Annotated in this window: 17 protein-coding genes; 11 read left to right on the top strand and 6 right to left on the bottom strand. The window is 59.9% G+C overall.

The features are described from left to right. The first annotated feature begins 233 nt into the window (after positions 1-233). Positions 234-1,868, top strand: coding sequence for an ATP-dependent nuclease (locus FZF13_RS23710; RefSeq protein ID WP_024922155.1), 1,635 nt, complete (start codon positions 234-236; stop codon positions 1,866-1,868). Then, positions 1,865-3,076: a UvrD-helicase domain-containing protein gene (locus FZF13_RS23715; protein ID WP_024922154.1), complete on the top strand. Its 1,212-nt coding sequence runs from the start codon at positions 1,865-1,867 to the stop codon at positions 3,074-3,076. The genes FZF13_RS23710 and FZF13_RS23715 overlap by 4 nt, the downstream gene beginning before the upstream one ends. 369 nt (positions 3,077-3,445) lie before the next feature. Here the strand turns inward: FZF13_RS23715 and FZF13_RS23720 are convergent, their stop codons facing one another. The 3 genes from FZF13_RS23720 to FZF13_RS23735 form a co-directional block, all read right to left on the bottom strand. Next, entirely contained in the window at positions 3,446-6,928 is a 3,483-nt protein-coding gene (locus FZF13_RS23720; protein ID WP_024922153.1) for a P-loop NTPase fold protein, read from the bottom strand. 555 nt (positions 6,929-7,483) lie between these two features. After that, positions 7,484-8,293, bottom strand: a complete 810-nt coding sequence (locus FZF13_RS23730; RefSeq protein WP_024922151.1) for an SDR family NAD(P)-dependent oxidoreductase — start codon at positions 8,291-8,293, stop codon at positions 7,484-7,486. A gap of 11 nt (positions 8,294-8,304) precedes the next feature. Next, a complete protein-coding gene (locus FZF13_RS23735) occupies positions 8,305-9,144 on the bottom strand; it encodes an NAD-dependent epimerase/dehydratase family protein (protein ID WP_024922150.1) in 840 nt (279 codons plus the stop codon). Between the two features lie 251 nt (positions 9,145-9,395). Here FZF13_RS23735 and FZF13_RS23740 point away from each other — a divergent pair, with 251 nt between their 5' ends. From FZF13_RS23740 to FZF13_RS23750, 3 genes are all read left to right on the top strand, one after another. Next, positions 9,396-10,040: a cysteine hydrolase family protein gene (locus FZF13_RS23740; RefSeq protein ID WP_024922149.1), complete on the top strand. Its 645-nt coding sequence runs from the start codon at positions 9,396-9,398 to the stop codon at positions 10,038-10,040. Between the two features lie 45 nt (positions 10,041-10,085). Further along, on the top strand, positions 10,086-10,616 hold the full coding sequence (locus FZF13_RS23745; protein ID WP_024922148.1) for a MarR family winged helix-turn-helix transcriptional regulator: 531 nt from the start codon (positions 10,086-10,088) through the stop codon (positions 10,614-10,616). Between the two features lie 106 nt (positions 10,617-10,722). Then, positions 10,723-11,934 carry an amidohydrolase family protein gene (locus FZF13_RS23750; RefSeq protein WP_024922147.1) on the top strand — a complete coding sequence of 404 codons (1,212 nt, stop codon included), beginning with the start codon at positions 10,723-10,725 and terminating at the stop codon, positions 11,932-11,934. A 65-nt stretch (positions 11,935-11,999) separates the two neighbouring features. Here the strand turns inward: FZF13_RS23750 and FZF13_RS23755 are convergent, their stop codons facing one another. Together FZF13_RS23755 and FZF13_RS23760 are read right to left on the bottom strand one after the other, a co-directional pair. Further along, positions 12,000-12,584 carry an amino acid synthesis family protein gene (locus FZF13_RS23755; protein ID WP_024922146.1) on the bottom strand — a complete coding sequence of 195 codons (585 nt, stop codon included), beginning with the start codon at positions 12,582-12,584 and terminating at the stop codon, positions 12,000-12,002. Then, complete coding sequence (locus FZF13_RS23760) at positions 12,581-13,165, bottom strand: amino acid synthesis family protein (protein WP_024922145.1); 585 nt, start codon at positions 13,163-13,165, stop codon at positions 12,581-12,583. The genes FZF13_RS23755 and FZF13_RS23760 overlap by 4 nt, the downstream gene beginning before the upstream one ends. A gap of 243 nt (positions 13,166-13,408) precedes the next feature. Here FZF13_RS23760 and FZF13_RS23765 point away from each other — a divergent pair, with 243 nt between their 5' ends. The 6 genes from FZF13_RS23765 (at position 13,409) to FZF13_RS23790 (ending at position 20,093) form a co-directional block, all read left to right on the top strand. Further along, entirely contained in the window at positions 13,409-14,416 is a 1,008-nt protein-coding gene (locus FZF13_RS23765) for a BMP family lipoprotein (RefSeq protein ID WP_024922144.1), read from the top strand. Between the two features lie 113 nt (positions 14,417-14,529). Further along, positions 14,530-16,110: an ABC transporter ATP-binding protein gene (locus tag FZF13_RS23770; RefSeq protein ID WP_024922143.1), complete on the top strand. Its 1,581-nt coding sequence runs from the start codon at positions 14,530-14,532 to the stop codon at positions 16,108-16,110. Beyond that, positions 16,107-17,147, top strand: coding sequence for an ABC transporter permease (locus FZF13_RS23775; RefSeq protein WP_024922142.1), 1,041 nt, complete (start codon positions 16,107-16,109; stop codon positions 17,145-17,147). The genes FZF13_RS23770 and FZF13_RS23775 overlap by 4 nt, the downstream gene beginning before the upstream one ends. Continuing rightward, the gene (locus tag FZF13_RS23780; RefSeq protein WP_024922141.1) at positions 17,135-18,121 is read left to right on the top strand and encodes an ABC transporter permease; all 987 of its coding nucleotides are present in this window, start codon (positions 17,135-17,137) and stop codon (positions 18,119-18,121) included. The genes FZF13_RS23775 and FZF13_RS23780 overlap by 13 nt, the downstream gene beginning before the upstream one ends. 17 nt (positions 18,122-18,138) lie before the next feature. Further along, positions 18,139-19,152, top strand: coding sequence for a nucleoside hydrolase (locus FZF13_RS23785; protein ID WP_024922140.1), 1,014 nt, complete (start codon positions 18,139-18,141; stop codon positions 19,150-19,152). A gap of 11 nt (positions 19,153-19,163) precedes the next feature. Next, positions 19,164-20,093, top strand: coding sequence for a nucleoside hydrolase (locus tag FZF13_RS23790; RefSeq protein ID WP_036255041.1), 930 nt, complete (start codon positions 19,164-19,166; stop codon positions 20,091-20,093). 671 nt (positions 20,094-20,764) lie between these two features. On the opposite strand, the gene FZF13_RS29060 is transcribed toward FZF13_RS23790, so the two are convergent. After that, positions 20,765-20,920, bottom strand: a complete 156-nt coding sequence (locus FZF13_RS29060; RefSeq protein WP_161773103.1) for a hypothetical protein — start codon at positions 20,918-20,920, stop codon at positions 20,765-20,767. Between the last annotated feature and the right edge of the window lie 716 nt (positions 20,921-21,636).

Consider the following 21,636-nt stretch of genomic DNA (forward strand, 5'->3'; position numbering starts at 1 on the left):
AGGCTGACCCGGTTGAGCTTCTGTGTAGCGAGATCTCGTCACGACGCGTGAGCTAGCCACCCCTAGAGTGGCTCCACTAACGGACGTTCGAGAGTTGAGAGTCTGAGCTTACCACGCGGAAAGCGGCGCGCCAGATCGGCTGCATTGCGCCTGCGGCTCGACTTTGCGTTGATCCCATCCCTACAATTCGAATCAATGCCCTGGCGCGCGACAATGGGGCTTTGGGGGAGCGCATGAAGATTTCCAAGGTCAAGATCACCAATTTCAAGTGTTACGAGGAGACCTTCACCCTTGCCTTGAACGACGGCCTCAATGTGATCGTCGGCGCCAACGAGTCCGGGAAGACCACGATCCTGGAGGCGATTCACCTCGCGCTGACAGGACTGCTGCACGGCCGCCCGTTGAAGAACGACCTGACGAGCTATCTCTTCAACTTGGCCGCTCAGAACAAGTACGTGCGGAGCCTCGGCACAGCATCCCCGCTTCCGCCGCCAGCGATCACCATCGAGTTGTTCTTTTCGGGGTCCTCAAATGAACTGGCGGAGCTCGAGGGCGACGGAAACTCTGAGAAGGCCAAGGACAGTGGCGTCGTCTATAAGATCGAGTTCGACGAGGAAAGTTACAAAGGGCCGTACGAGGAGTTGGTGAAAGCCGGCGCGCTTAGCTCCATCCCGGTTGAGTACTACATCACGACCATGCGGTCGTTCGCGCGTAGGGGCATCACCGCTCGCAATATCCCCATCAAATCCGCGCTGATCGACTCGTCCAGCACCCGACTGCAGAATGGGTCGGACGTCTACGTCTCCCGGATCATCCGCGACGTGCTGGAGGAGAAGGAGCGCGCGAGCATTTCCCAAGCCCACCGGAAGCTCAAGGAAACTTTTGTGTCGGACCCAAACCTAAAGCTAATTAACGACCGGATCACCCAGGCTGCTAAGATCAGCCAGAAGGCGGTCAGTATCTCGGTCGATCTGTCGTCCCAGACCGCCTGGGAAAGCAGCTTGATGACTTACATCGACCTCATCCCCTTCCAATACATCGGCAAAGGCGAACAGTGCGTGATCAAGACCAAGCTGGCTCTCAGCACCAAGAAGAACGCCGAGGCGACGGCGATTCTGGTTGAGGAGCCGGAGAATCACTTGTCGCACGCGCGGTTAAACGAACTCATCGCCGACCTGACCGACCAGCACGGGCAAAAGCAGATCATCATTTCCACGCACAGCAGCTTCGTGGCCAATAAGCTCGGCCTCGACCACCTGATCGTGCTGCGTGGCGGTGAGGTGGCGCGCATCTCGGAACTGAAAGCAAGCGACTTCTTCAAGAAGCTGGCGGGTTACGACACCCTGCGCCTAGCGCTCGCCGCCAAGGCCATCCTTGTGGAGGGCGACTCCGATGAACTGGTCGTTCAGCGGGCCTATATGGACGCCAACGGTGGCCGACTACCTATCCAAGACGGCATCGACGTCATTTCTGTTGGCACGGCCTTCTTGCGCTTCCTTGAACTGGCCAGCGCCCTGAAGATCCCGGTCGCCGTGGTCACCGACAATGACGGCGACACCGCCGCCGTCGAGAAGAAGTACGCTGCATTCAAGGACTCCGGCACCGTCAGGATCTGCTTTGATCCCGTCGTCGACACCGGAGCGCTGATGATCAAGGACAAGCCCTTCAACTACAATACGTTGGAGCCAAAGCTCCTTAAGCCCAACGATCGTGCGATGTTAAATACCATCCTCGGAACGTCGGCAACCGCTGACGACGAGTTGCGCATTTACATGAGAGCCAACAAGACCGAGAGCGCCTTGGCCATCTTCAATTCGACGGCCACGATTACCTACCCGGACTACATCCAGAGAGCCATCGCGCCGTGATCGGCGAGAACAAGATCGTCATCGCCGCCGCCGGCTCGGGCAAGACCACCTACCTCGTCGAGGAGGCGGTGAAGATCACGGGTGAGCGGGTCCTGATCACGACCTACACGGAGTCGAACGAAACCGAGATCCGCCAGAAGTTTTTCGACTTGGTCGGCTATGTCCCGGCAAATGTGGTGATTATGACATGGTTCAGCTTTCTGATCACCCACGGAGTTAAGCCGTTTCAGGGCGGTCTGTTCGACTTCCCGGTCTCCGGCATGGTACTGGCCACGACCCAGTCGGGCCTGAAATTTCGGACTCGTCAGGGTCAGCCGGTGTTTTGGGCCGAGAATGCCATCGACAAACACTATTTCGACCCAAGCCGGCGGGTCTATTCCGACAAACTTCCAAAGCTCGCCATCCGCTGCAACGAAGAAAGCGGCGGTGCTGTGATCGACCGGATCAGCCGCGTCTTCCCGCACGTATTCGTAGACGAAGTACAGGATCTAGCGGGCTACGATCTCGACATCCTGGCAGCGCTCGCGCGCAGCCCGGTTCGACTGCTCATGGTCGGCGATCCTCGGCAGGTGACCTATCTGACGCACCATGAACGACGCTACCAGAAGTACGCCGAAGGCGGCATCATCGACTTCCTACGCAATGAGCTTCCCAGGAAGGTGTCAGTCGACATCGACGAGACCACCTTGAATCGGTCGCACCGCAACAGCGCAGTCATCTGCGCAGTGTCGTCACGACTGTTTCCGGCCCTGCCCGCCAGCCAAGCCTGTGAATGTTTGCGGTGTCGCACGGGAACGGGGGCGGTCACTGGCGCCTTTATCCTCCAGATGGCCGACTACGCCCACTTCCTGGCGACCGTCCGGCCGATGCAGTTGCGTGACAAGATCACCAGCCCCAGCGTAGATCGCCGGTGGCCCGCTATGAATTTTGGGGAGTCGAAAGGCCGAGGCTTCGACCATGTGGTCATCTTGCCTACCGAGCCGATGCGCCTCTGGCTCTCCGATCCCGCAACAAACCTGAAACCCCAGACCCGGGCGAAGTTCTACGTCGCTCTAACGCGCGGTCGCCACAGTGTGGCCATAGCGATGGATTGGGGGACCGCCCCTCTGCCCACGGGATTTTCGCTCTACGAGCGCACAGGCCAGTGTGGCGCCGGCCCCGCCGGGCAGATGGCCGATATCGGGAACGGCGACCGGCATCATGAATGACGAGAATGAAGGCGCATAGAAGACATCCCGCCGCCGAGGGCGGCGGTCGATCATCTTGACAAAGCACCGCCAATGGAAGTGTCCCGCTCCGATGCGCCGCGATTCAGACCGCTATGCTTCCTGATAAACTCTCTCCGCGCACATACCATGGCTGGGATCATAACGGATTTCCAACGTCGTAACATCGCGCCGTGACAGATGTTCCTGGCGACGCACCAGCATCAATTTAACTTGACGTTTTCGAACTTTGCCGCAAGCGAACCGCGTCGCATTCGATGCTGAGGCCGCGATGCGCTTCTGAGGGATGACCTACTAGGAATGCTCTTTCCACCGCTCAAGACCCGTTTAACAGGCGACGGCCCGTGTCGACTACTGATGCTGTTCGTCCGTTTGATTAGCCGCTTCCTCTTCCGCTTGTTCAGGCTCGAAGCCAAGGAGATCGATCATAATTCTAACGCGTTCCACCAGCGCATTGTCCTCCCCGCGAAGCTGACCTCTTAAGGTATTGTCTAATGCCTTTACCTCGTCAGGCGACGCTTTTTCCAGGCAGTGCTTCATGTCCTTCTGGCGCTGGCGGACAAATTGCAGGACTCGCTCGGAAGGAGAAATCGCCAGTTTATGGAGGAACGCTCCGACGGCCGCATCCGGATTCTTATCGAGCGGCATCTTGATCGCGATCGGATGATACATCTCGATGTAGTGTGCCACGCCCGTGGGCGTAGATGTCGTAGTCGCCAACGCGTTCAAAACCTCGAATGCGATTGTCTTGGTATTGGGAACAGGCAGCGCCTTGCAAATTTGCGGCCAGTCTGGCCGATATTCACGTCGCGTTTCTTCAACGCAGATTTCCAAAGTGTGCTTCTTGATCGCCTCGCCAAAAGCCGCAGGCGACAGGACAACGTCTGAGTCTTCCACGCGCGTGATCAGCAGTCCCACCGCGCCTGTTGAATTCGAAAGTGCAGCCAGCCAATCTTCGCCCGACAACGAGCCTAGCTTGTCGTCGACGATCTTGAGAATTTCAGATGGAGCTTGGCCCTCCGGAGCCATGGCGATATCCCGCGCTAGCTGGGGGGACAGATTGAGGATATCGACATCGTCTATTGCCTTCCTCCAATCAATTTTCTCTTCGGCAAGTTGCTGTAGCAGCAGCGTTGTTGTGTCTTGGCCAATTGTCTCGCGTAGTCGGTCGAAGTCGGACATCCACTTAAGATTTGAATCAATCCAGTAATCGTGCTCCTCGACGACCTTTCTCAGCACTCGAGGAAACAAGGGGGCTGTGCTACCCGTAGAAATCGCATAATTGGTCCAATCGGAAAACCTACCACGGTTCGACACGACCGCGGACAGTGCGTCGATGAACTCCTGGAACCCACTGCTGCTCATTCGGATACTTTTGTACCATGCGATCGCGGCCGTGTTGTCACCAAGATTTGGATGGGTGGCGGGTGGGGTATGCTCAGTGGTGCCGATAGCACTGACGATCAACCAAAGACCGTCCGCAGCTCTCGGAACTGAAGTCTTCTCGGCTGTGAACGCGTGCCATAGCAGGGTTCCATCTTCGACGACGGCTCTGAGGGTCGTTCGCACTTCCTTTTGCCTGCCGGCAATCTCGACAAGTTCCGCCAGCATGCCGAGGCGATCACCGTGTCCCTTGTCCAGTAGGTCAGCGGGGCTACGTAGGATACCTGCAATTACTTCGATGAGAGGGTTCAACTGCTTAGAGTGCGGGCGGAGCAGTGAGTCGAGTTCGGGGATCGCTAAGCGAGCAATATTGGGTGCATCGCTAGCCGTTTGCTTCAGTGTTTCAATGATCATTGCGGGCTTTACCCGACAGCTTAACGCCCCGAATGAATACTTAGTCGGGCTGAATGCGGCCGCAGCGTTGATGCAAAAATTAGCGTCATCTGGTGGCTGCGTATCCCGCTGGAAAGAAATTCGTGTATCCTTTCCTGCAGATCTTTCAAGGGCATCAAATAGATCCACCATCGACGCAGCCCATACCTCAGGCGCAGGTCTTAAGTTAGCTGGTGGCGACATGTAATTGCGCAGAAAAATGGCTGCTTTGGCAGCACGGTTGGTGTCCAGATGCTCTATAATTTTGCACAGACCTGCAAATGCTGCGGCCGGTTGTTCTTGAATTGACCCTAGGCTGGGTAGAGAGTCTCCGAGCATATTCCAGCAGTTTTTTGCGAAGCTGCTTTCCAGTTCAACCTTTTCCAGATTGATGGCAGCTCTTGAAAGTATTTGCGGGCTTTGTGCCCACTGATGCGCATCACTGTCGAGAACCTCGTAAGCTGTAGTCTCGAAACCTGTGGCCTCTTTCCACCCATTGAGGTCCCCAGCGTCGATAGAGGTAAAGGCTTTCGCAATGGGGTCGGCGAGTAAGACTTGTCGAGCGTGAAGCGGCTCTACGTTAAAGCAGAGCGCGGCCAGGTGGTCAGTCCACGCTGATGGCAAATGTGTCAGAGACTGCTGAGGAAAAAGGCCTTTGGCAATTACCGTCGGATCCGCCTCAATTATCTCCCGGTGGAGCACATAAAATCCGATGGTGACTATCGGAATGCTGTGGCCCCACTGAACCCAAAGTGCCCCAACTTCGTTGACGAAAGAGATAATACGTCGCGGAGTTGCCATCAGGCTTTTGTCGCGGAGCGCGAGCTGCAGTATGCGGTAAAGATGATATCGATCGTCGAGATGCGCTTCGCCCGAGATCTGTAGTCCGAAGGCCTCCACTAGCTTCGCGTCCAGAAAGGACTTCCAATCGCTTGTAACTGGAGGGGCGACCCGAATTACCCGATCAAACGTCTTTTCGAAGAGATCGATATTTGGGTCGCCTCCAGACGTCTCCACAGCATGTCCTTCGCCAGTACCGCTGAAGGCGCTCAGAACGTGGCCCCTATCGTAAGGTATGACGGCGATGACGTGCGCAGCTGGTCCCCGGATCTGTGACGGGTTGGGCGAAAAGACCGCCCACATTTGCGACCAGGCGGCGCGGACTTCGTCCCTAGGCAACCTATCGATGTTGTCGAGCACGAAGACTATCCGTCGTTTGTCTTTCTGTGCTTTCGACAAAAGGTCGCGGAAAAGTCCGTAAAACTCGAAGGCAGTAGGATCTTCGTCGCGGATGTTTTGCTCAATGGTCTCCCTTTTTTTCTCGTTGGAGAAGATCATTGCTGTCTCAGACAGAGCATAAAGAAGCGATCTGTCGGTAGCGCCTCGCCGCCAAGCTGGATTCCACATCAGCTTGATTGCACGTCCGATAACCCAAACAACAAAAAGGAACGGGACAATGAGTGTGATGATTTGGGGCCAGTTCAGCCCCCAAAAAACAGTGTCAGGAACTATCGGTGGTGCACCCGGAAACACGGGTGGCGCATCTGCAGTAAGATGGCTGTATCCAATGGGGGCCAAGGCCAGCAGCAAGAGAAACACCAAACCCGGCCACGTGTAGAGGCTAAAGCGATCCGTTCCAATAGTCTGAGTGCGATCCCGAATCCGGCTGATCGCATGCGTCACTTCAGTGGTAGTGAGATACTTTTGCTGCTCTAGCCACGCGACGAACTCCTCCAAAAACAGCCGGCGGAAATTGTCTGTCTGATGTCTCCACAGATCGAAGGTGAAGAGGTCGTACTTGCCCTTGGGCAGCGCCTTGGCCGCCAATTTGATGACCATCGACTTTCCGGTGCCCCAGCTTCCTTCCAAGCCAATTGCACCGTCACGTGTGCCGATTTGGCTGATCGTGTCGGCTAGTGCCGTGGCGGTCCGCGTGTGGCCTCCTCCTGCGAAGGCATCGTCATCCGCCGCGTTACCGGTCAGTATCTGCGCGTGCGGTTTCGTCGGCGTTTCAGTCATGATTGTTGATTTCCCCACCAAAGAACATCAAAGCGCGAGAACATGGCTTCGAACAAGCAAAAACAACCGGTGTTCTTGGCATCGTCCGATCATTTCCACTTCTTTGTCCCTCAGTTGATACTGTGACAGCCTTTCAACTGCATGCGGGCACTCGTTCCTGGCATTTGAGGTCTTGAATTCCCTATGCCCGCCTAGGCGGGCATGGTTTACGAGACCCCGCCTGAATTTGTCATCGAAACTACCGCGGACGGCTTCGGTTTTGCCGACAGGTCCAAGATTGGCTTTGCGAATGACACGAGGGACGCGAATGCAGCTTTCATGCGGGACTCTCAGGTGCCGACAAACATGTCCGCCTCTGGCAGAGGACTGCACCAGCAATTCTTCGCCACGACCAAGCGGTCGAGGAATGGCCGGTTTTAGGGCTAACTCGGACACTGCCGAAGCGACCGACATGAGGGCGCAAAACAGACAGTACACGGAGTCCGGCAGCCCCAACCAGGACGACACTCTATGCGCCGAGCCAAAAGAACGGCCCAATCAGGTGTTCTTCGGGTTTTAGCGGCGTAGATCGGGAAAGGCGGTTCCCGCCGGCGCGTTCGCCCAACTCTGCAATGTCTGTCCGCCATCGATCAGCCAGTCGACACCGGTGATGTGGCGAGCCTCATCCGCGGCGAGGAACGCCACCGCGGCAGCAACATCTTCCGGCTGCCCGATACGGCGTAGCGGAATGCGATCGGCGAAGCGCTGGATGCCCGCCAGATAACCAGCCCGATCGGCCGCCGGAACGCCCAGCGATGTCTCGATAACGCCGGGGCAGATCGCATTGACGCGAATGCCGTAGGGCGCTGCATCGAGGGCGGCAACCCGTGTCAGGCCGACAACGCCATGTTTGGTCGCGGTGTAGCCGGCGCCACCCGACAGCACATCCCAGCCGGCCATGGAGGAGCCCATGTTGACGATCGATCCTTCGATGCCGACTGAGATCATCGCCCGCAACGAAGCTTGGAGCACCAGAAACATGCTGCGCAAATTGATCCGGACGATGGTGTCCCAGTCATCGACAGGCAAATCCTGAACCGGGGCAACTTTGCCGGAAATGCCGGCATTGTTGAACACCACATCAAGACGGCCAAAAGCCTTCACCGCCTTCGCGACGGCTTCACTGGCTGCCCCTTCATCCGAAACGTCGGCCGTAATGGCGAGCGCCTTGGACCCGATGGCCGCCGCCGTGGCGGCGGCGCGCTTCTCATCGATATCGACAATCGCGACCTGCCCCCCTTCCCTGGCAAATCGCTGTGCAGCGGCACTACCGATCGCGCCCCCGGCGCCTGTGACGAGGACCGCCTTACCTTCGAAACGCTGCATGCCGATCTCCTTCAATTCTTGTAGTCGCGCCAAGAATAGCGTGGTTCGAAGCCAAGCGTTCTGCGAGCGTGCCCATTGTCGAGGACGGCCGAGAACCCCGGGAGAGCCGAAGAAACCGGCGTCGAGGGGAAGCCGTTGGCAATCAGCGTTTCCGTCTGTTCTTCCGAATAGGTATCGGCAGCGCTCAGGAAGGTGCGCAGGTGCCCCTCCCCCTTCCAGCTCAGCGCCTTCAGGAAAGCATCGGCGGCGTCGCGAGCATCGAGATAACTCCACAAATCGCGCGCCGATTCACGCAGCTTGCGGCGAGGCTCGACGACCTCAAAGAAATCTTCCGGCGTTTGGATCCATGGCATTCGCAGACTGACCGCTGAAAACGCGCCGCGACGCACCGCGGCTTCGACGATTTCCTCGCCCAGCCATTTTGACAGCCCGTAGGCATCTTGCGCGCCCACGGGATGGTTTTCATCGATCGGAAGATAAGCCGGTGCAGCGAGGGTTTCGGCGAACGGATAGCCCAGAACGCTGAAGGAGGAAGCATAGATGAAGCGCTTTGCACCGCTCAGCGCCGCCGCCTCAACAACATTGTAGCTGATGGCAACATTGGTCTTGAACACTTCCGCCGGTGCCTTGCCGACGGGGCGCGGAATGGCGGCGATGTGGACAACCGCGTCGCACTGCCTGACCAACTGCAGCGTTGTGCCGAGATCAGTCAGATCGGTACTGATGTGGGTCCAGCCGCCGTCCCCCGGCGCGACAGTATCGATGCCGAGAACATCGTGCCCCGCCTCGACAAAGGCGCTTGCAACATGGCGGCCCAACAACCCGCTTGATCCTGTGACGATGATTTTCATGCCGTCCCTTCTCCGAGCACCGTTACGCCGGCGGATATCATTGGTGGTCAAACAATCGGACACCTTAAACCGCTGGACTTGTCAATGCTTTTGCTGGTCCGATCCCTTGCTTCGGGATCAAGATCAGCGTTGTGGTAAATTGCGAGCGCGCCAGGCGGGTGAGTTGAATGAGGCAGCAAGGATTGACTTGGAACCCGTCTCGGTTTTTTGTATGACCACCAACAATTGCCCGACGTGGAGGAGGCCAGGTCATGCCATTGGATAGTTTCTCGTCGCATCGACAGGAAGTTGGGATCGCAGTCGATCCTGGTCGGGTCGCCGTCGTGGTTGTCGACATGGTCAACGACTTTTGCAAACCGGGCGGCGCCATGGTTCTGCCGGGCAGCGAAACCTTGCTTGCGCCGCAACTGCGGGTCATCGAGGCCGCTCGCGCCGTTGGTGCACCGGTGATTTGGGTGCACGACGCACATCGCCCCGGCCTGCGCAGGGATCGCGAATTTCTCAAGCGCTCGCCGCACTGTATCGAGGGCACATGGGGCGTCGAGATCATCGAAGAACTCGGTGCCCGCGCCGATGAGATCCACCTCATCAAGCGCCGCTTCTCGGCATTCTTCCAGACGGACCTCGACCTGACGCTGAAGGACATGATGGTCGATCAGCTGATCGTCTTCGGTGTCGTCACCAACATCTGCGTGCGGTCCACCGTGCATGACGCATTCTTCAACGGCTACCAGGTGGTCGTGCCCGCCGATTGCTGCGCGGCAACAGGCCCGCGCGAGCAGGAAAGCACGCTCTACGACATCTCCACGCATTTCGGCGTGGTCAGCGATTCCGCCGCCGTCGTCCGTGCGCTTGCCGACGGGGCCTTCGTCGAGAATGTGAACATCGCAGCATGACCTTGACCGTGTCCCAGGCTTCCAGCCCGAAGGTGAAAGCAAACCGTGACGATCCTCGACAATGCCCGTAAGTCCAAGTCGTCGAAAAACAACAGCATCAGCCGCGAAGACGCGATGATGCGGTATTCCGAGACTGGTTATGATCTCGACGCGCATCCCGCGCACGTCGTCCGCCGGGCGCATCAGCGTGCCACGCTCTGCTTCCAGCAAGTAATGGCGGGAGAAGACCTCTCGCCGACGCAGTTCGCCGCCCTTGCCACGATCCTCAGACAGGGCGACGTATCGCAGAACCTTCTTGGTCGTATGACCGCGATGGACCCTTCCACGATCAGCCTCGTGGTGCGCAAACTGCTCAAGCAAGGCCTGATCAGGCGTAGCCCGTCCGAGACCGATCAACGGCTCGCCATCATTACGCTCACGGACGAGGGCACGCGCTATACGCTCGACCGGCTCGAACGCAGCGTCGAGGTTGGCAAGCGGCTGCTTGCCCCGCTCTCACCCAGCGAACAGACTACACTTCTAAAGCTGCTGCAACGTATTAGCCGCGACGAAAACGGGGGTTCGGAAGGCAAGTGATCGCCTGATCCGGCCATCGCCAATCCAACACCGCGACAAGGAACCACCGGCCTCGCCGGTGGCCGCCCTTCGTTGTGCCAAAAAACAAGCCGACAGGGAGCCTTTCATGTCGCACGACCAGCAAAGCACCGCCAGCCAAACCGGCAAAACCGGCAAAACCGTCATTCGCAACATCGGGCTGTTGCTAAGCGGCGATATCGAACGACCGATCCTCCGAGCGGATACGATTGTCATCAGTGACGGACTGATAGCCGGCGTCGGCACGGCCACGGAACTCGACTTGAGCGACGCCGCGACGGTCATCGACGCGAATGGCTGTGTTGTCACACCCGGGCTGATCGATAACCACGTTCATCCGGCGGCGGGCGACTGGACGCCTCGTCAGAACCAGATCGGCTGGATCGATTCCACACTTCATGGCGGCGTCACCACCATCATCTCCGCGGGCGAGGCGCATTATCCGGGCCGGCCCAGGGACATCATCGGTGTGAAGGCGCTAGGCATTGCCTCGCAGCGGGCCTTTGCCAATTTCCGTCCCGGCGGCATGAAGATCATCGCTGGCGCGCCGGTGCTTGAGCCTGGCATGACTGAAGCCGATTTCCGCGAACTGGCGGACGCCGGAGTGACATTGATCGGCGAGGTCGGTCTCGGCGGCGTCAAGGACGGCCCTACCGGCCGCCAGATGATCGCCTGGGCACGCAAATACGGCATGACCTCGATGACCCACACCGGTGGTCCGTCGATCCCGGGTTCGGGACGCATTGGCGCCGACGTCGTGCTCGAGGTCGACGCCGATATCGTGGCGCATATCAATGGCGGACCGACGGCGCTGCCCGACGACGAGATCCGCCGTATTTGCGAAGAGAGCCCGCGAGGCCTCGAGATCGTCCACAACGGCAATTTGCGCACCGGACTGTTCGTGCTCGGCATCGCCAAGGAGCGCAACATTCTCGACCGCGTTGTCCTCGGCACCGACGGCCCTGCGGGCTCGGGCGTGCAGCCACTCGGTATCCTTCGAACCATCTGCCACCTCGCCTCGCTCGGCGACGTGCCGACCGAAGTCGCCTTCTGCTTCGCCACCGGCAACACGGCGCGCGTGCGCAAACTCGATGATCGCGGCGTCGTCGAAGTTGGCCGAGCCGCCGACCTGGTGTTCATGGACCAGGCGGCTGGCGGCATCGGCCGTGATTTCCTGGACAGTCTGGCGCTCGGCAATTTGCCAGGCATCGGCATGATCATGATCGACGGCGCCCCATGCACCGCCCGTAGCCGCAATACGCCGCCGGCGATCCGCATGCCTGAGATCGTCGCGGCCTGACCCGGCCACAGCGCAAAAGAAAAAGGCGGCCTAGGAGCCGCCTTTTTTGTGGGACTGCGTGGATCTCAGTTCACGCCGTCGATGCCGACAATCTTGTCCTTGCTCAATCCGCCGATGCGCGGATGCGGACGCCCTGAACCGGTAATGGCGATTGCAACCACGATCTCGTTGTCGCGCGGGGCATCGGGGATACGCACCTCCATGCCATCGAAATGGCTGCGGACCTTCGCCGCGTCCTTGTGGCCCAAAGGAATATCGAGGGGAACTCCCATACCGCCGCGCTTTTTGGCCGACGGGATCAAAGCCGCAGCCTTGCCTAGTATCGCGCGGAACGGCGCGCCAAGCTTGGGGTGCAGGATCGCCGCGGCGTGTTCCAGTTCACCGTCGGCACCAACGGCCGCCGCCTTGCCGAAACTTTCGACCCGATCGGCGGAAATGCCGAGCGCCGCAACGGCGCGGCGCGGCAGTATGTCGCCGAGTTCTTCGCCAATATCGGAAAGTGCGGAAAGGTCATCCATAAACCGGCCAGCGAAGGGATTGTGGATCACCGCGACCGCGGCGGCGCGCCTTGTCGGTGGATGGACGAGCCTGCCGCCCTCGTCGCGAACTTCCTCGACGATGGTGATGATCCGGCGGATCTCGGCATTCATCGCAGGCCGTCCTCACCCTTGATGTCCTGGGCTTGTAGGCCACCGGCACGGGCATGCACGCGAGCGCCGGTCGTCATGGCCAACACCAGAACCATCTCGTTGTTTCGGGGGGCGTCGTTGATGCCAACTTCGATCGCGTCGAAATGGCTGCGCACATAAGAAGCGTTGACATGCGTGATCGGTATATCGATGCGCACGCCCGGTCCGCCGACTTTCTTGCTCGATGGCACGATCGCCTTGGCGCCGCCGAGCAGTTCACGCATCGCGTAACCACCGGGATTGTGCCAAAGCGCACCATGTTCAAGCTCGCCGCCGCCGCCGACGATGGCGCCCTTGCCATAACCTTCCACCACGGAAGCGTCGCCGCCGAGCGCATCGACGAGCTTGCTCGCCATTTCCAGGCCCAAGGGCTTCAGGTCTTCCATGAAGGGTTGGATATCCTCGACATAGCGACCGGCATAGGGGTTGGCGATCACCGCGAGCACGGAACCACGTTTCACCGGTTCGGGACGTATCGGCCCGCCCTCGTGAAACACCTCCTCGACCTGCACGACCAATTTCCTGACGACCACGTCCGGCATCGACTGCTCCCAAATCAGACAGCTAAAACTTGTTAGAGTATCAACAATTATCGATCCACCGGTTTTGTCAAGACGCATACGGGGAAACGCGGCGGCGTCGATCGTCCATTACGGTTTCAGGCAAGCGTCTGGCCGATTGACAGTTTGTTTGACCACCCATAAAGTCATATGACCACCAACAAGTTTGGGACATCGAAAAACGAGCCCGGAGCCTTGGAGGCGGGAGCTTTAATGGGGAGTGAGATGAAAAGCGTATTCCAAAAATGCATGATCGCCGGCGTGGCCCTCGTCGCCTCGCTCGGCTCGGCTGCAGCCGCCAACGGCAAGGTGTCGGTTGCTGCGATCTCGGGATATTTCGCGCAGGGCTTCGGTGTTTCCATCGTCAACGGCCTCAACAAAGCCAAGGACGAATTCGGCATCGACCTCAAGCTTGTCGACACCGGCAATCGTGCGCTCGACTATGAGGAACAGTTCTCCAATCTCGCCAAGGGCGGTCAGTACGATCTGATTTTCGTCATGGGCTGGGAGTTGGTTGACGCGCTTCAGAAGGCCAGCGCCGCCTATCCGAACCAGCGCTTCGTCTTCATCGATGGCGTGCTCGACAGCGACAAGATGATCTATGCCAATTTCGCCGAGGAACAGGGTTCCTTTGTTGCCGGCGCACTCGCTGGAATGATCGAGAACAAGGGAACCGCTTTTGAGAAGATCGGTGGCGGCAAAGCCATTGGCTTTGTCGGCGGCCGCGACATCCCTGTTATCCGCAACTTCCTGGGCGGCTATGAGCAGGGTTCGAAATATGCCGCTCCCGATGTGAAGGTGAACGCTGTTTTTGCCGGCACTTTCGATGACCCCGCAAAGGGTAGCGAGTTGGCTCAGGCGCTCTACGGGCAAGGCGCCGACATCGTCTACAATGTCGCAGGCCCGACGGGCGAAGGCGTCATGCAGGCAAGCGCAGCCGTCGACAAATATTCGATTGGCGTCGACGTCGACATGTGTGCCTCGGCGCCAGGCAACGTGCTTGCGTCGATGCTGAAGCGCGGCGACATCGCCGTCTACAGTCTGATCAAGGACGAGGTCCAGGGCCGCAAGATTACCCCCGGTACGCGTACCTTCGACCTCGCCTCCGGTGGCGTCGAAGTTAAGGTCTGCAGCGACATTGCTCCATCGATCCCGGCGGACGTGACGGCCAAGCTTGACGAAATCAAGAAGGGCATCGCCGACGGCTCGATCAAGGTCGAACGCCACAAGTGAGCACAACCTGTCTCCGGAAGCTGGACTTCCGGAGACATCTTTTTCCGAAAATCAGATAGATATGGGTCGGCTCCGCTGTTCGGGGCGGATCGGACTCAAGCTGCGAGGCAATCGTGTCGGACACGTCGCCAGCCAACACTGAAAAACCGACGGCAACGGCCGAAACTGCCGTTGAATTGATCGGCATCACCAAACGCTTCGGCGCTTTCGTCGCCAACGAGAACGTCAACCTCACGGTCAAGCGCGGCGAAATCCACGCCATCATCGGTGAGAATGGCGCCGGCAAGACGACGCTGATGAACATCCTTTTCGGTCTGCTGCAGCCCGACGAAGGCAAGATCAAGCTCAACGGCAAGGAAATTGTCGTCACCGATCCTGCCATGGCGATCGATGCCGGGCTTGGCATGGTGCACCAGCACTTCAAGCTGGTACCATCGCTGTCCGTCGCCGAGAACGTGTTTCTCGGCATGGAAATCCGCCGCAACGGCCTGATCGACCACACCGCCCAGATCGACAGGACGCGTGAACTGTCCGAGCGCTTTGGCCTCAAGGTGGAACCGGAAGAGCGCGTGTCTCTGCTCTCTGTCGGCATTGAGCAGCGCATCGAGATCCTGAAAGTGCTGGCGCGCGGCGCGCGCACGATCATCCTTGACGAACCCACCGCGGTGCTGACACCACAGGAAAGCCGCGAGCTGTTCCAGACGCTGCGCGGCTTCGTCGCCGGGGGCATGACCGTCATCTTCATCTCGCACCACCTCGAGGAGGTGATGGAGGTGTCCGATACAGTGACCGTGTTGCGTCACGGCAAACACGTCGCCACGCGCCCGACAGCCGAACTCACCAAGGCCGATCTGGTCCGCATGATGGTCGGTCGCGACGTGAGCTTCGATCGCCGCCCGCGCGGGAAGACCGACGGCCAGGTGGTTCTTGAGGTGAGGAACCTCTGGGCCCGCGACGACCGCCGCCTGCCGGCGTTGCGCGATGCGAATTTCACAGTGCGCGCCGGCGAGATCGTCGGCATCGCCGGTGTCGCCGGCAACGGCCAGACGGAACTGGCCGAAGTGCTGTCGGGCCTGCGTCCGGCAAGCCACGGCTCCGCCATGCTCAAGGGTCGCGATCTGACCACGCTGTCGCCGGCCGAAATTCGTGAGGCGGGCTTCGCCCATGTACCCGGCGACCGCATGGTGCGTGGCGTCGACGGCTCCGCCTCAATCTCATCGAATTTTTTGATGGGGCGCCAGTTCAAGGCACCGTGGAATCGCGGGGGCCGTCTCGACTGGCGCGCGGTCGCCGATCAGGCGACGGAGATGATCAAGCGTTTCGACATCCGCGCACGCGGGCCAGAAGACACAGTCAAGCGCCTGTCGGGCGGCAATATCCAGAAAGTGGTGCTGGCGCGCGAATTCACCAATGAAGCGGACTTCCTGCTCATCGACCAACCGACGCGCGGCGTCGACATCGGCGCGCAGGAATCCATCCACGACGAGATCATGCGCCAGCGTGCCGCTGGCCGCGCCGTGCTCGTCATCTCGGTGCAGCTCGACGAACTGCTCACTTTGGCCGATCGCATCCTGGTGATGTTCAACGGCCGCATCATGGGCGAGGTCGATGGCGACAGCGCCGACAGCGAAAGGATCGGCATGATGATGGCAGGCCTGGAAGCTGAGGCTGCGACCGGCGAGGTAGCGGCATGAGCGAGAGATTGCGCGCCTTCTACGGCCAGATCATCGCCGTGGCGATCGCCCTCGCCATCGGCGCGGTGATCATCGTGCTCGTCGACGAGAGCCCCATCAAGGTGTTCATGACGCTGCTCAGAGGCGCGTTCGGCGATCAGGCCAAGGTTGCCGGCACCCTGCTGCAGACGACGCCAATCCTGATCTGCGGCATCGCCGCCTGCATTGGCCTGCGCGGCGGCATGTTCAATGTCGGCATCGAGGGCCAGCTGTTCCTCGGCGGTTTCGCCGCTGCCTGGGTCGGCTTCGCCCTGCCACTGTCGGCCGGCCTGCATGTCGTGGTCGGCATGGCGGTGGCGGTACTTGCCGGTGCCGCCTGGGTGGCGATCCCTGCTTATTTCCGCGCGCGCTACAACACCAACGAGGTCGTTTCGACGATCCTGTCGAACTATGTCGCGGTGCTACTCACCTCTTACTTCACCATCTTCCTGTTCAAGCGTCCGGGTGGCTGGTCGGAGACCCCGCCGATCCTGCCGACGGCCTATTTGCCCGAACTGTTCTCGTTCTCGCGGCTCAACTGGGGCCTGGTCATCGGCCTCGCGCTGGCGCTCTTTGTCGCCTGGTTCTTCCGCCATACCGCCAAGGGCTACTCGGTCTCGATGGTCGGTTCGGCGCCGAAATTCGCCGAATATGGCGGCATCGACGTCAAGCGCCAAGGCTTCCTGGTGCTGCTCGCCTCGGGGGCGGTCGGCGGCCTTGCCGGGGGCATCGAGACGCTCGGCGTCCATCACCGCTTCATGGAGGGTTTTGCGCCCGGGTTCGGCTTCGACGGACTGATCGCGGCGCTGCTTGCCAACGGCTCGCCCATTGGCACCATCTTCACGGCGCTGTTCTTCGGCGCTCTGCGCAACGGCTCGCTGCTGCTCGAAACCGACACCAACGCCTCGCGCGAAATCATCACCGTCATCCAGGCCCTCATCATCCTCAGCGTTTCGGCGCAGGTCTTGATGAAGCGCCGCGGCGACAGCACGGCGGGAGAACGTCGATGGAAGTTCTGAGCAGCCTGTTTAATGTCGCGCTGCTGGTCGCCATGCTGCGAACCACGGCGCCGATCCTGCTCGTCGCTCTCGGCGGTTCGTTCACCACCAAGGCCGGCATCTTCAACATCGGCCTCGAGGGCCAGATGCTGGTCGGCGCATTCTTCGCGGTGCTCGGCTCGATCTGGTCGGGCTCGGCCCTGGTCGGCGTCGCCTGTGGCGTGGCCGCGGCACTGATCTTCGCGCTCGCCTTCGCCGTGCTGGTGGTCTCTTTCCGCGCCAACGAGGTTGTCGTCGGCCTCGCGTTGAACATCCTCGCAGGCGGCATGACGATTTCACTGATGAAGGCGATCTTCGGCACGCGTGGCTCGATCGTCGGCAAGGGCATCGTCGGCCTGCCCAAGGTGCAGATCCCTGGTGCGCGAGACCTGTTGGGTTCGTGGGCACCGCTGGTCAACGGCTTCACGCCGATGGTCTATGTCGCCTTCATCGCCGTGCCGCTTTTGGTGCTGTTTTACAAGCGCACGCGGCTTGGTCTCTATATTCGCGTCGTCGGCGAAAAGCCCGAGGCTGCCGAGGCGCTCGGCATCTCCATCACCCGCGTGCGCTACACCGCCTCGCTGCTCTGCGGCCTGCTGGCCGGTCTCGCCGGTGCGCATCTGTCGCTTGGCTACATCACCATGTTCACCGAGAACATGTCGTCTGGTCGCGGTTTCATGGCCGTCGCCATCCTGATCTTCTCGGCCGGCGATCCGCTCAAGGTGCTGGCGGGCTGTCTGCTGTTCGGCTTCGCCGACGCCTTCTCGCTGCGGCTCCAGACCTTCGGCTTCCCGTCCTACCTCATCCTGGCGGTCCCTTATCTGGTGGCACTGGTGGCACTGTTCGCTCTGTCCTACCGCAGCCGGCCGAAGATCATCCGCGAGACGCTGGAGAGTATGAAGAAGCTGCTCTCCGTCGAGAACAAGCCGGCCGGGACCGGCACCAACGCAGGTTGAAGGATCGCATCAGCACAATGGAACGCATCATCCTCGACGTGGATTCGGCCGGCGACGACATTCTCGCCGTGCTGTTTGCCGCGGCCAATCCGAACGTGAAGCTGGAGGCGGTGACTACGTGCACCGGTGCCGCCGGCCCGATCGAGCAGGTTACCAATGTCGTGCTCAACACGCTGTCGCTCGCCGGCCGCGACGACATTCCGGTTCACGCCGGCGCCTGGCGGCCGATCGTCGGTCACTCCAGGGCCGACATGGAAGCGCCTGTGCATTTCGAAAAGACGCTTACCGCCCGCTTCGGCGACCGGCTGAAGAAGTTCAACCCGCCTGCGTCAAAACCAAAGCGCGATGCGACGCCGGGCCATGCTGTCGATTTCATCATCAAGACGGTGATGGCCAATCCCGGCCAGATCACGCTTGTCACCACCGGCCCGCTGACCAATGCGGCGATGGCGCTGTTGCAGGAATCCCGGCTCGCCGGGGCGCTGAAGCGGCTTTTAGTGCTCGGCGGCACCTTTACCACGCCCGGTAACATCACGCCGGTGACCGAATACAACATCTGGGCCGATCCGGAAGCGTCGCGCATCGTGCTCAACGCCGAGGTCGACAAGATCCTCGTGCCACTCGACATTTGCGAAGACAACCGCGTCGCCACCTCCATGCTGACGCGCGACGACATCGCCGACATGCAGGCGAAATCGAAGGATAATCCCGTCCTCGACATGATCGCCGACGTGTTCCCGATCTATATCGACATCTGGCGCGAGTTCTTCGGCCTCGTCGGCTTCCCGCTCGACGACGTCATCACCGTGGCGCTGGCCTTCGATCCCGAACTTTCGACTCTGACCGAGCCGCTGTTCGTCGACGTGCTGATCGACGGCCGCGTCTCGCGCGGCCAGACGGTCGCCTATCGTGGCTTCCAGATATTGCCCGGTGGCGGCCCGAAGACGACGCGCATCGGCACCGATCTCGAAGGCCGCCGCTTCCTCGACATGTTCAAAGAAACCATCGCGCGTTACGAGCGGACGGCGTGAAGAGTGCAATCATGAAACCTACACCCATCCTCTTCGACTGCGACCCCGGCCACGACGACGCCATCGCCCTGGTCATGGCGCATCGCTCGCCAGCCATCGAACTGCTCGGCGTCACCACCACCTGCGGCAATGCCGAGCTGGAAAAGACGACGACCAACGCCTTGCGCATCCTCGAATACATCGGCGCCGGCGACGTGCCAGTCGCTGCCGGCTGCCACCGCCCGCTGGCGCGACCGCTGGTGCTCGGCACCGCCGACGGTCCGAGTGGCCTCGAAGGTTCGCCCTACCTGCCGCAGGCGACCATCAAGCCGGTCGATCAGCATGCGGTCGACTTCCTTGCCGACAAGCTTCTGGCCTCGCCCGAGCCGCTGCTCGTGGTCGCCACCGGACCGCTCTGCAACATCGGCCTATTGATCCTCAAGCACCCCGAGGTGCTGCCCAAGATCAAGGAACTGATCTGGATGGGCGGCGTGTTCTACCGCAAGAGCGAGATCATCACGCCGACCGAGTTCAACGCCTTCTGCGATCCCGAAGCGCTGAAGATCGTGCTCGATTCCGGCGTGCCGATCCTCATGGTCGGCCTCGACGTGACCATGCGGGTGCTGGTCGAGAAGGCGCAATATGCCGAACTCGCCACCATCGACACGCCGCTGGGCAAGCTCGTCAACGACTGGCTGCTGTTCTACGAGAAGCTGCATCGCAACTCGATGGGCGTCGGCGGCGCTATGCACGACCCGCTAGCGCTGGCGCTGGCCATCGATCCCACACTGGTCAAGACCCGGCCGGCCCATATCGCCGTCGACCTGACCGGCACCCATACCTTCGGCGCAACCGTCGCCGACTTCTGGGGCGAGCGCGGCGAGAAAGACAACGCCAGGATTGCCTACGACGTCGATGCCGACCGCTTCTTCAAGTTGATGTTCGATCTTTTGAGAGATTGAAGGTTGCACTTCAAATAGTGAGGAAGGGGAGGCTGGGCAGTCCCCTCCCTCGTTTGTGAGAGCCGCCCCTATGGATGTCTGCCGCGCGTCACAAGCTGTGTTGCGGTCGCGTGATGCGCAAGCCTTGCCGGTGACGCCAGGGGGAACACGTGCAGATCCTTTTTCGGTTTGTCAGCTCGGGAATGGGTAAAGATGCCTCAATCATCGGCGCCACAGGAGCACGAAGTACATTCACTCTAAGTCCAACCCTGCCGTGATCGTGATGGCTGGATGGGCCGTTGGTTCAACGCAGGAACGACGCGCAAAAGGAAAACCGGATGTTAGGCTCGGTCACGTGCCCAATGTCGGTGATCCGGGAGGGAACTATTCATCATCCGGGCCGGAATCGATGAACCTGAGTATGCGCCCGTCGACGGGAATGAGCTTCTCGCTGCAACACTGGTAGCCCGCGGCTTGGCCTGGTAGGCGAAAACCTTCGAGATCTTAGCGGCCGGCCTGATGTCTCGGATAGACACGGATCGAGCTGTTTATGAGTATGCCCACCGACTGCCGATTCCGGCGCGACCGCGACGTCCAGCGGAATCACCGCCAAGGTCTGCGTTCAGGAAGCTGCGAGGCCGATCTCTACGGCCGAAACGACGGCGCATTGCTGTCCGGAGTGAGTGACCGCGCTATTTCTCTCGTTTTTCAATCTTTAGATTTGGGAGGTCGGGTCGCATGGATACCACACCGGCCTCCTTCAAGGCTGTGTATCCAACTTTTTTGAGGAGCTTCTCTGTTTTGGCGCGCTCCTTGTCGAGTGCGCTCTCACGCTTGACCTTGGGCATTCGTCCTCCATCTGAAACATTGTCGTTCGCCAGCAAATAGATTGCCAGCACTATCGCGGACGATGTCAGCTTTGATGTCGCGGCAGAGACTACGTCAACGGCCGGAATGAGGGCGCAAAGCCGACATCCATCGCTCTGCCAGAAGGAATGTCCACCATGTCACTGCTGACTTGGGCAAACTTTGCCCGGCGGCATTTTTACTCGCAGTAAAATGGCCAGACACTAGCCTTGACGTCGCCCGCATATCTGGGCACACAGGTGATGCACAAATTGTGGCAAAGCGGCTTCGATAGAACAAATTTCCAAGCAAGATCAATGATCTAGCAGAGATGCGAGATTTGCCTGACTGGGAATCCAGGTTCCCCAGCCAAACTGGATGCCTAATGCACAAATTGGCCCTCGCGCTTCTTCCATCCTTGTTGTCGCGATTGTTTCCGCAACACGAATCAACGGTTATCGGAAGACATCTCACACCTCGCAACAGCCCCATTGGCAGTTCGGCGGTGCCAGAACATCAGTCGCTTCTTCTGATCCGCAGACTGTTTTACGAACGGCTGGCTGGGATTGCAGGCCAATTCTAGCAGCCGGATGCCGGTTCTTCAGCTTTTCCACGGCGGTCGGCCTTCCCCCTGCGTGCGGGGCTATTCGGTCCGCCGTTGCACCGACATGCGGTTATTGAACGTAGTAACTATCCGACCGATGTGTTCGTCCAAATA

It is taken from the genome of Mesorhizobium terrae, from assembly GCF_008727715.1.
GTDB lineage: Bacteria > Pseudomonadota > Alphaproteobacteria > Rhizobiales > Rhizobiaceae > Mesorhizobium > Mesorhizobium terrae.

What these genes read in the sequence shown, in the direction of transcription:
- FZF13_RS23710 (WP_024922155.1), top strand. Translation starts at nt 234, where the DNA reads ATGAAGATTTCCAAGGTCAAGATCACCAATTTCAAGTGTTACGAGGAG.
- FZF13_RS23720 (WP_024922153.1), bottom strand. Translation starts at nt 6,928, where the DNA reads ATGACTGAAACGCCGACGAAACCGCACGCGCAGATACTGACCGGTAAC.
- FZF13_RS23730 (WP_024922151.1), bottom strand. Translation starts at nt 8,293, where the DNA reads ATGCAGCGTTTCGAAGGTAAGGCGGTCCTCGTCACAGGCGCCGGGGGC.
- FZF13_RS23735 (WP_024922150.1), bottom strand. Translation starts at nt 9,144, where the DNA reads ATGAAAATCATCGTCACAGGATCAAGCGGGTTGTTGGGCCGCCATGTT.
- FZF13_RS23740 (WP_024922149.1), top strand. Translation starts at nt 9,396, where the DNA reads ATGCCATTGGATAGTTTCTCGTCGCATCGACAGGAAGTTGGGATCGCA.
- FZF13_RS23750 (WP_024922147.1), top strand. Translation starts at nt 10,723, where the DNA reads ATGTCGCACGACCAGCAAAGCACCGCCAGCCAAACCGGCAAAACCGGC.
- FZF13_RS23755 (WP_024922146.1), bottom strand. Translation starts at nt 12,584, where the DNA reads ATGAATGCCGAGATCCGCCGGATCATCACCATCGTCGAGGAAGTTCGC.
- FZF13_RS23760 (WP_024922145.1), bottom strand. Translation starts at nt 13,165, where the DNA reads ATGCCGGACGTGGTCGTCAGGAAATTGGTCGTGCAGGTCGAGGAGGTG.
- FZF13_RS23765 (WP_024922144.1), top strand. Translation starts at nt 13,409, where the DNA reads ATGAAAAGCGTATTCCAAAAATGCATGATCGCCGGCGTGGCCCTCGTC.
- FZF13_RS23775 (WP_024922142.1), top strand. Translation starts at nt 16,107, where the DNA reads ATGAGCGAGAGATTGCGCGCCTTCTACGGCCAGATCATCGCCGTGGCG.
- FZF13_RS23780 (WP_024922141.1), top strand. Translation starts at nt 17,135, where the DNA reads ATGGAAGTTCTGAGCAGCCTGTTTAATGTCGCGCTGCTGGTCGCCATG.
- FZF13_RS23785 (WP_024922140.1), top strand. Translation starts at nt 18,139, where the DNA reads ATGGAACGCATCATCCTCGACGTGGATTCGGCCGGCGACGACATTCTC.
- FZF13_RS23790 (WP_036255041.1), top strand. Translation starts at nt 19,164, where the DNA reads ATGAAACCTACACCCATCCTCTTCGACTGCGACCCCGGCCACGACGAC.
- FZF13_RS29060 (WP_161773103.1), bottom strand. Translation starts at nt 20,920, where the DNA reads ATGCCCAAGGTCAAGCGTGAGAGCGCACTCGACAAGGAGCGCGCCAAA.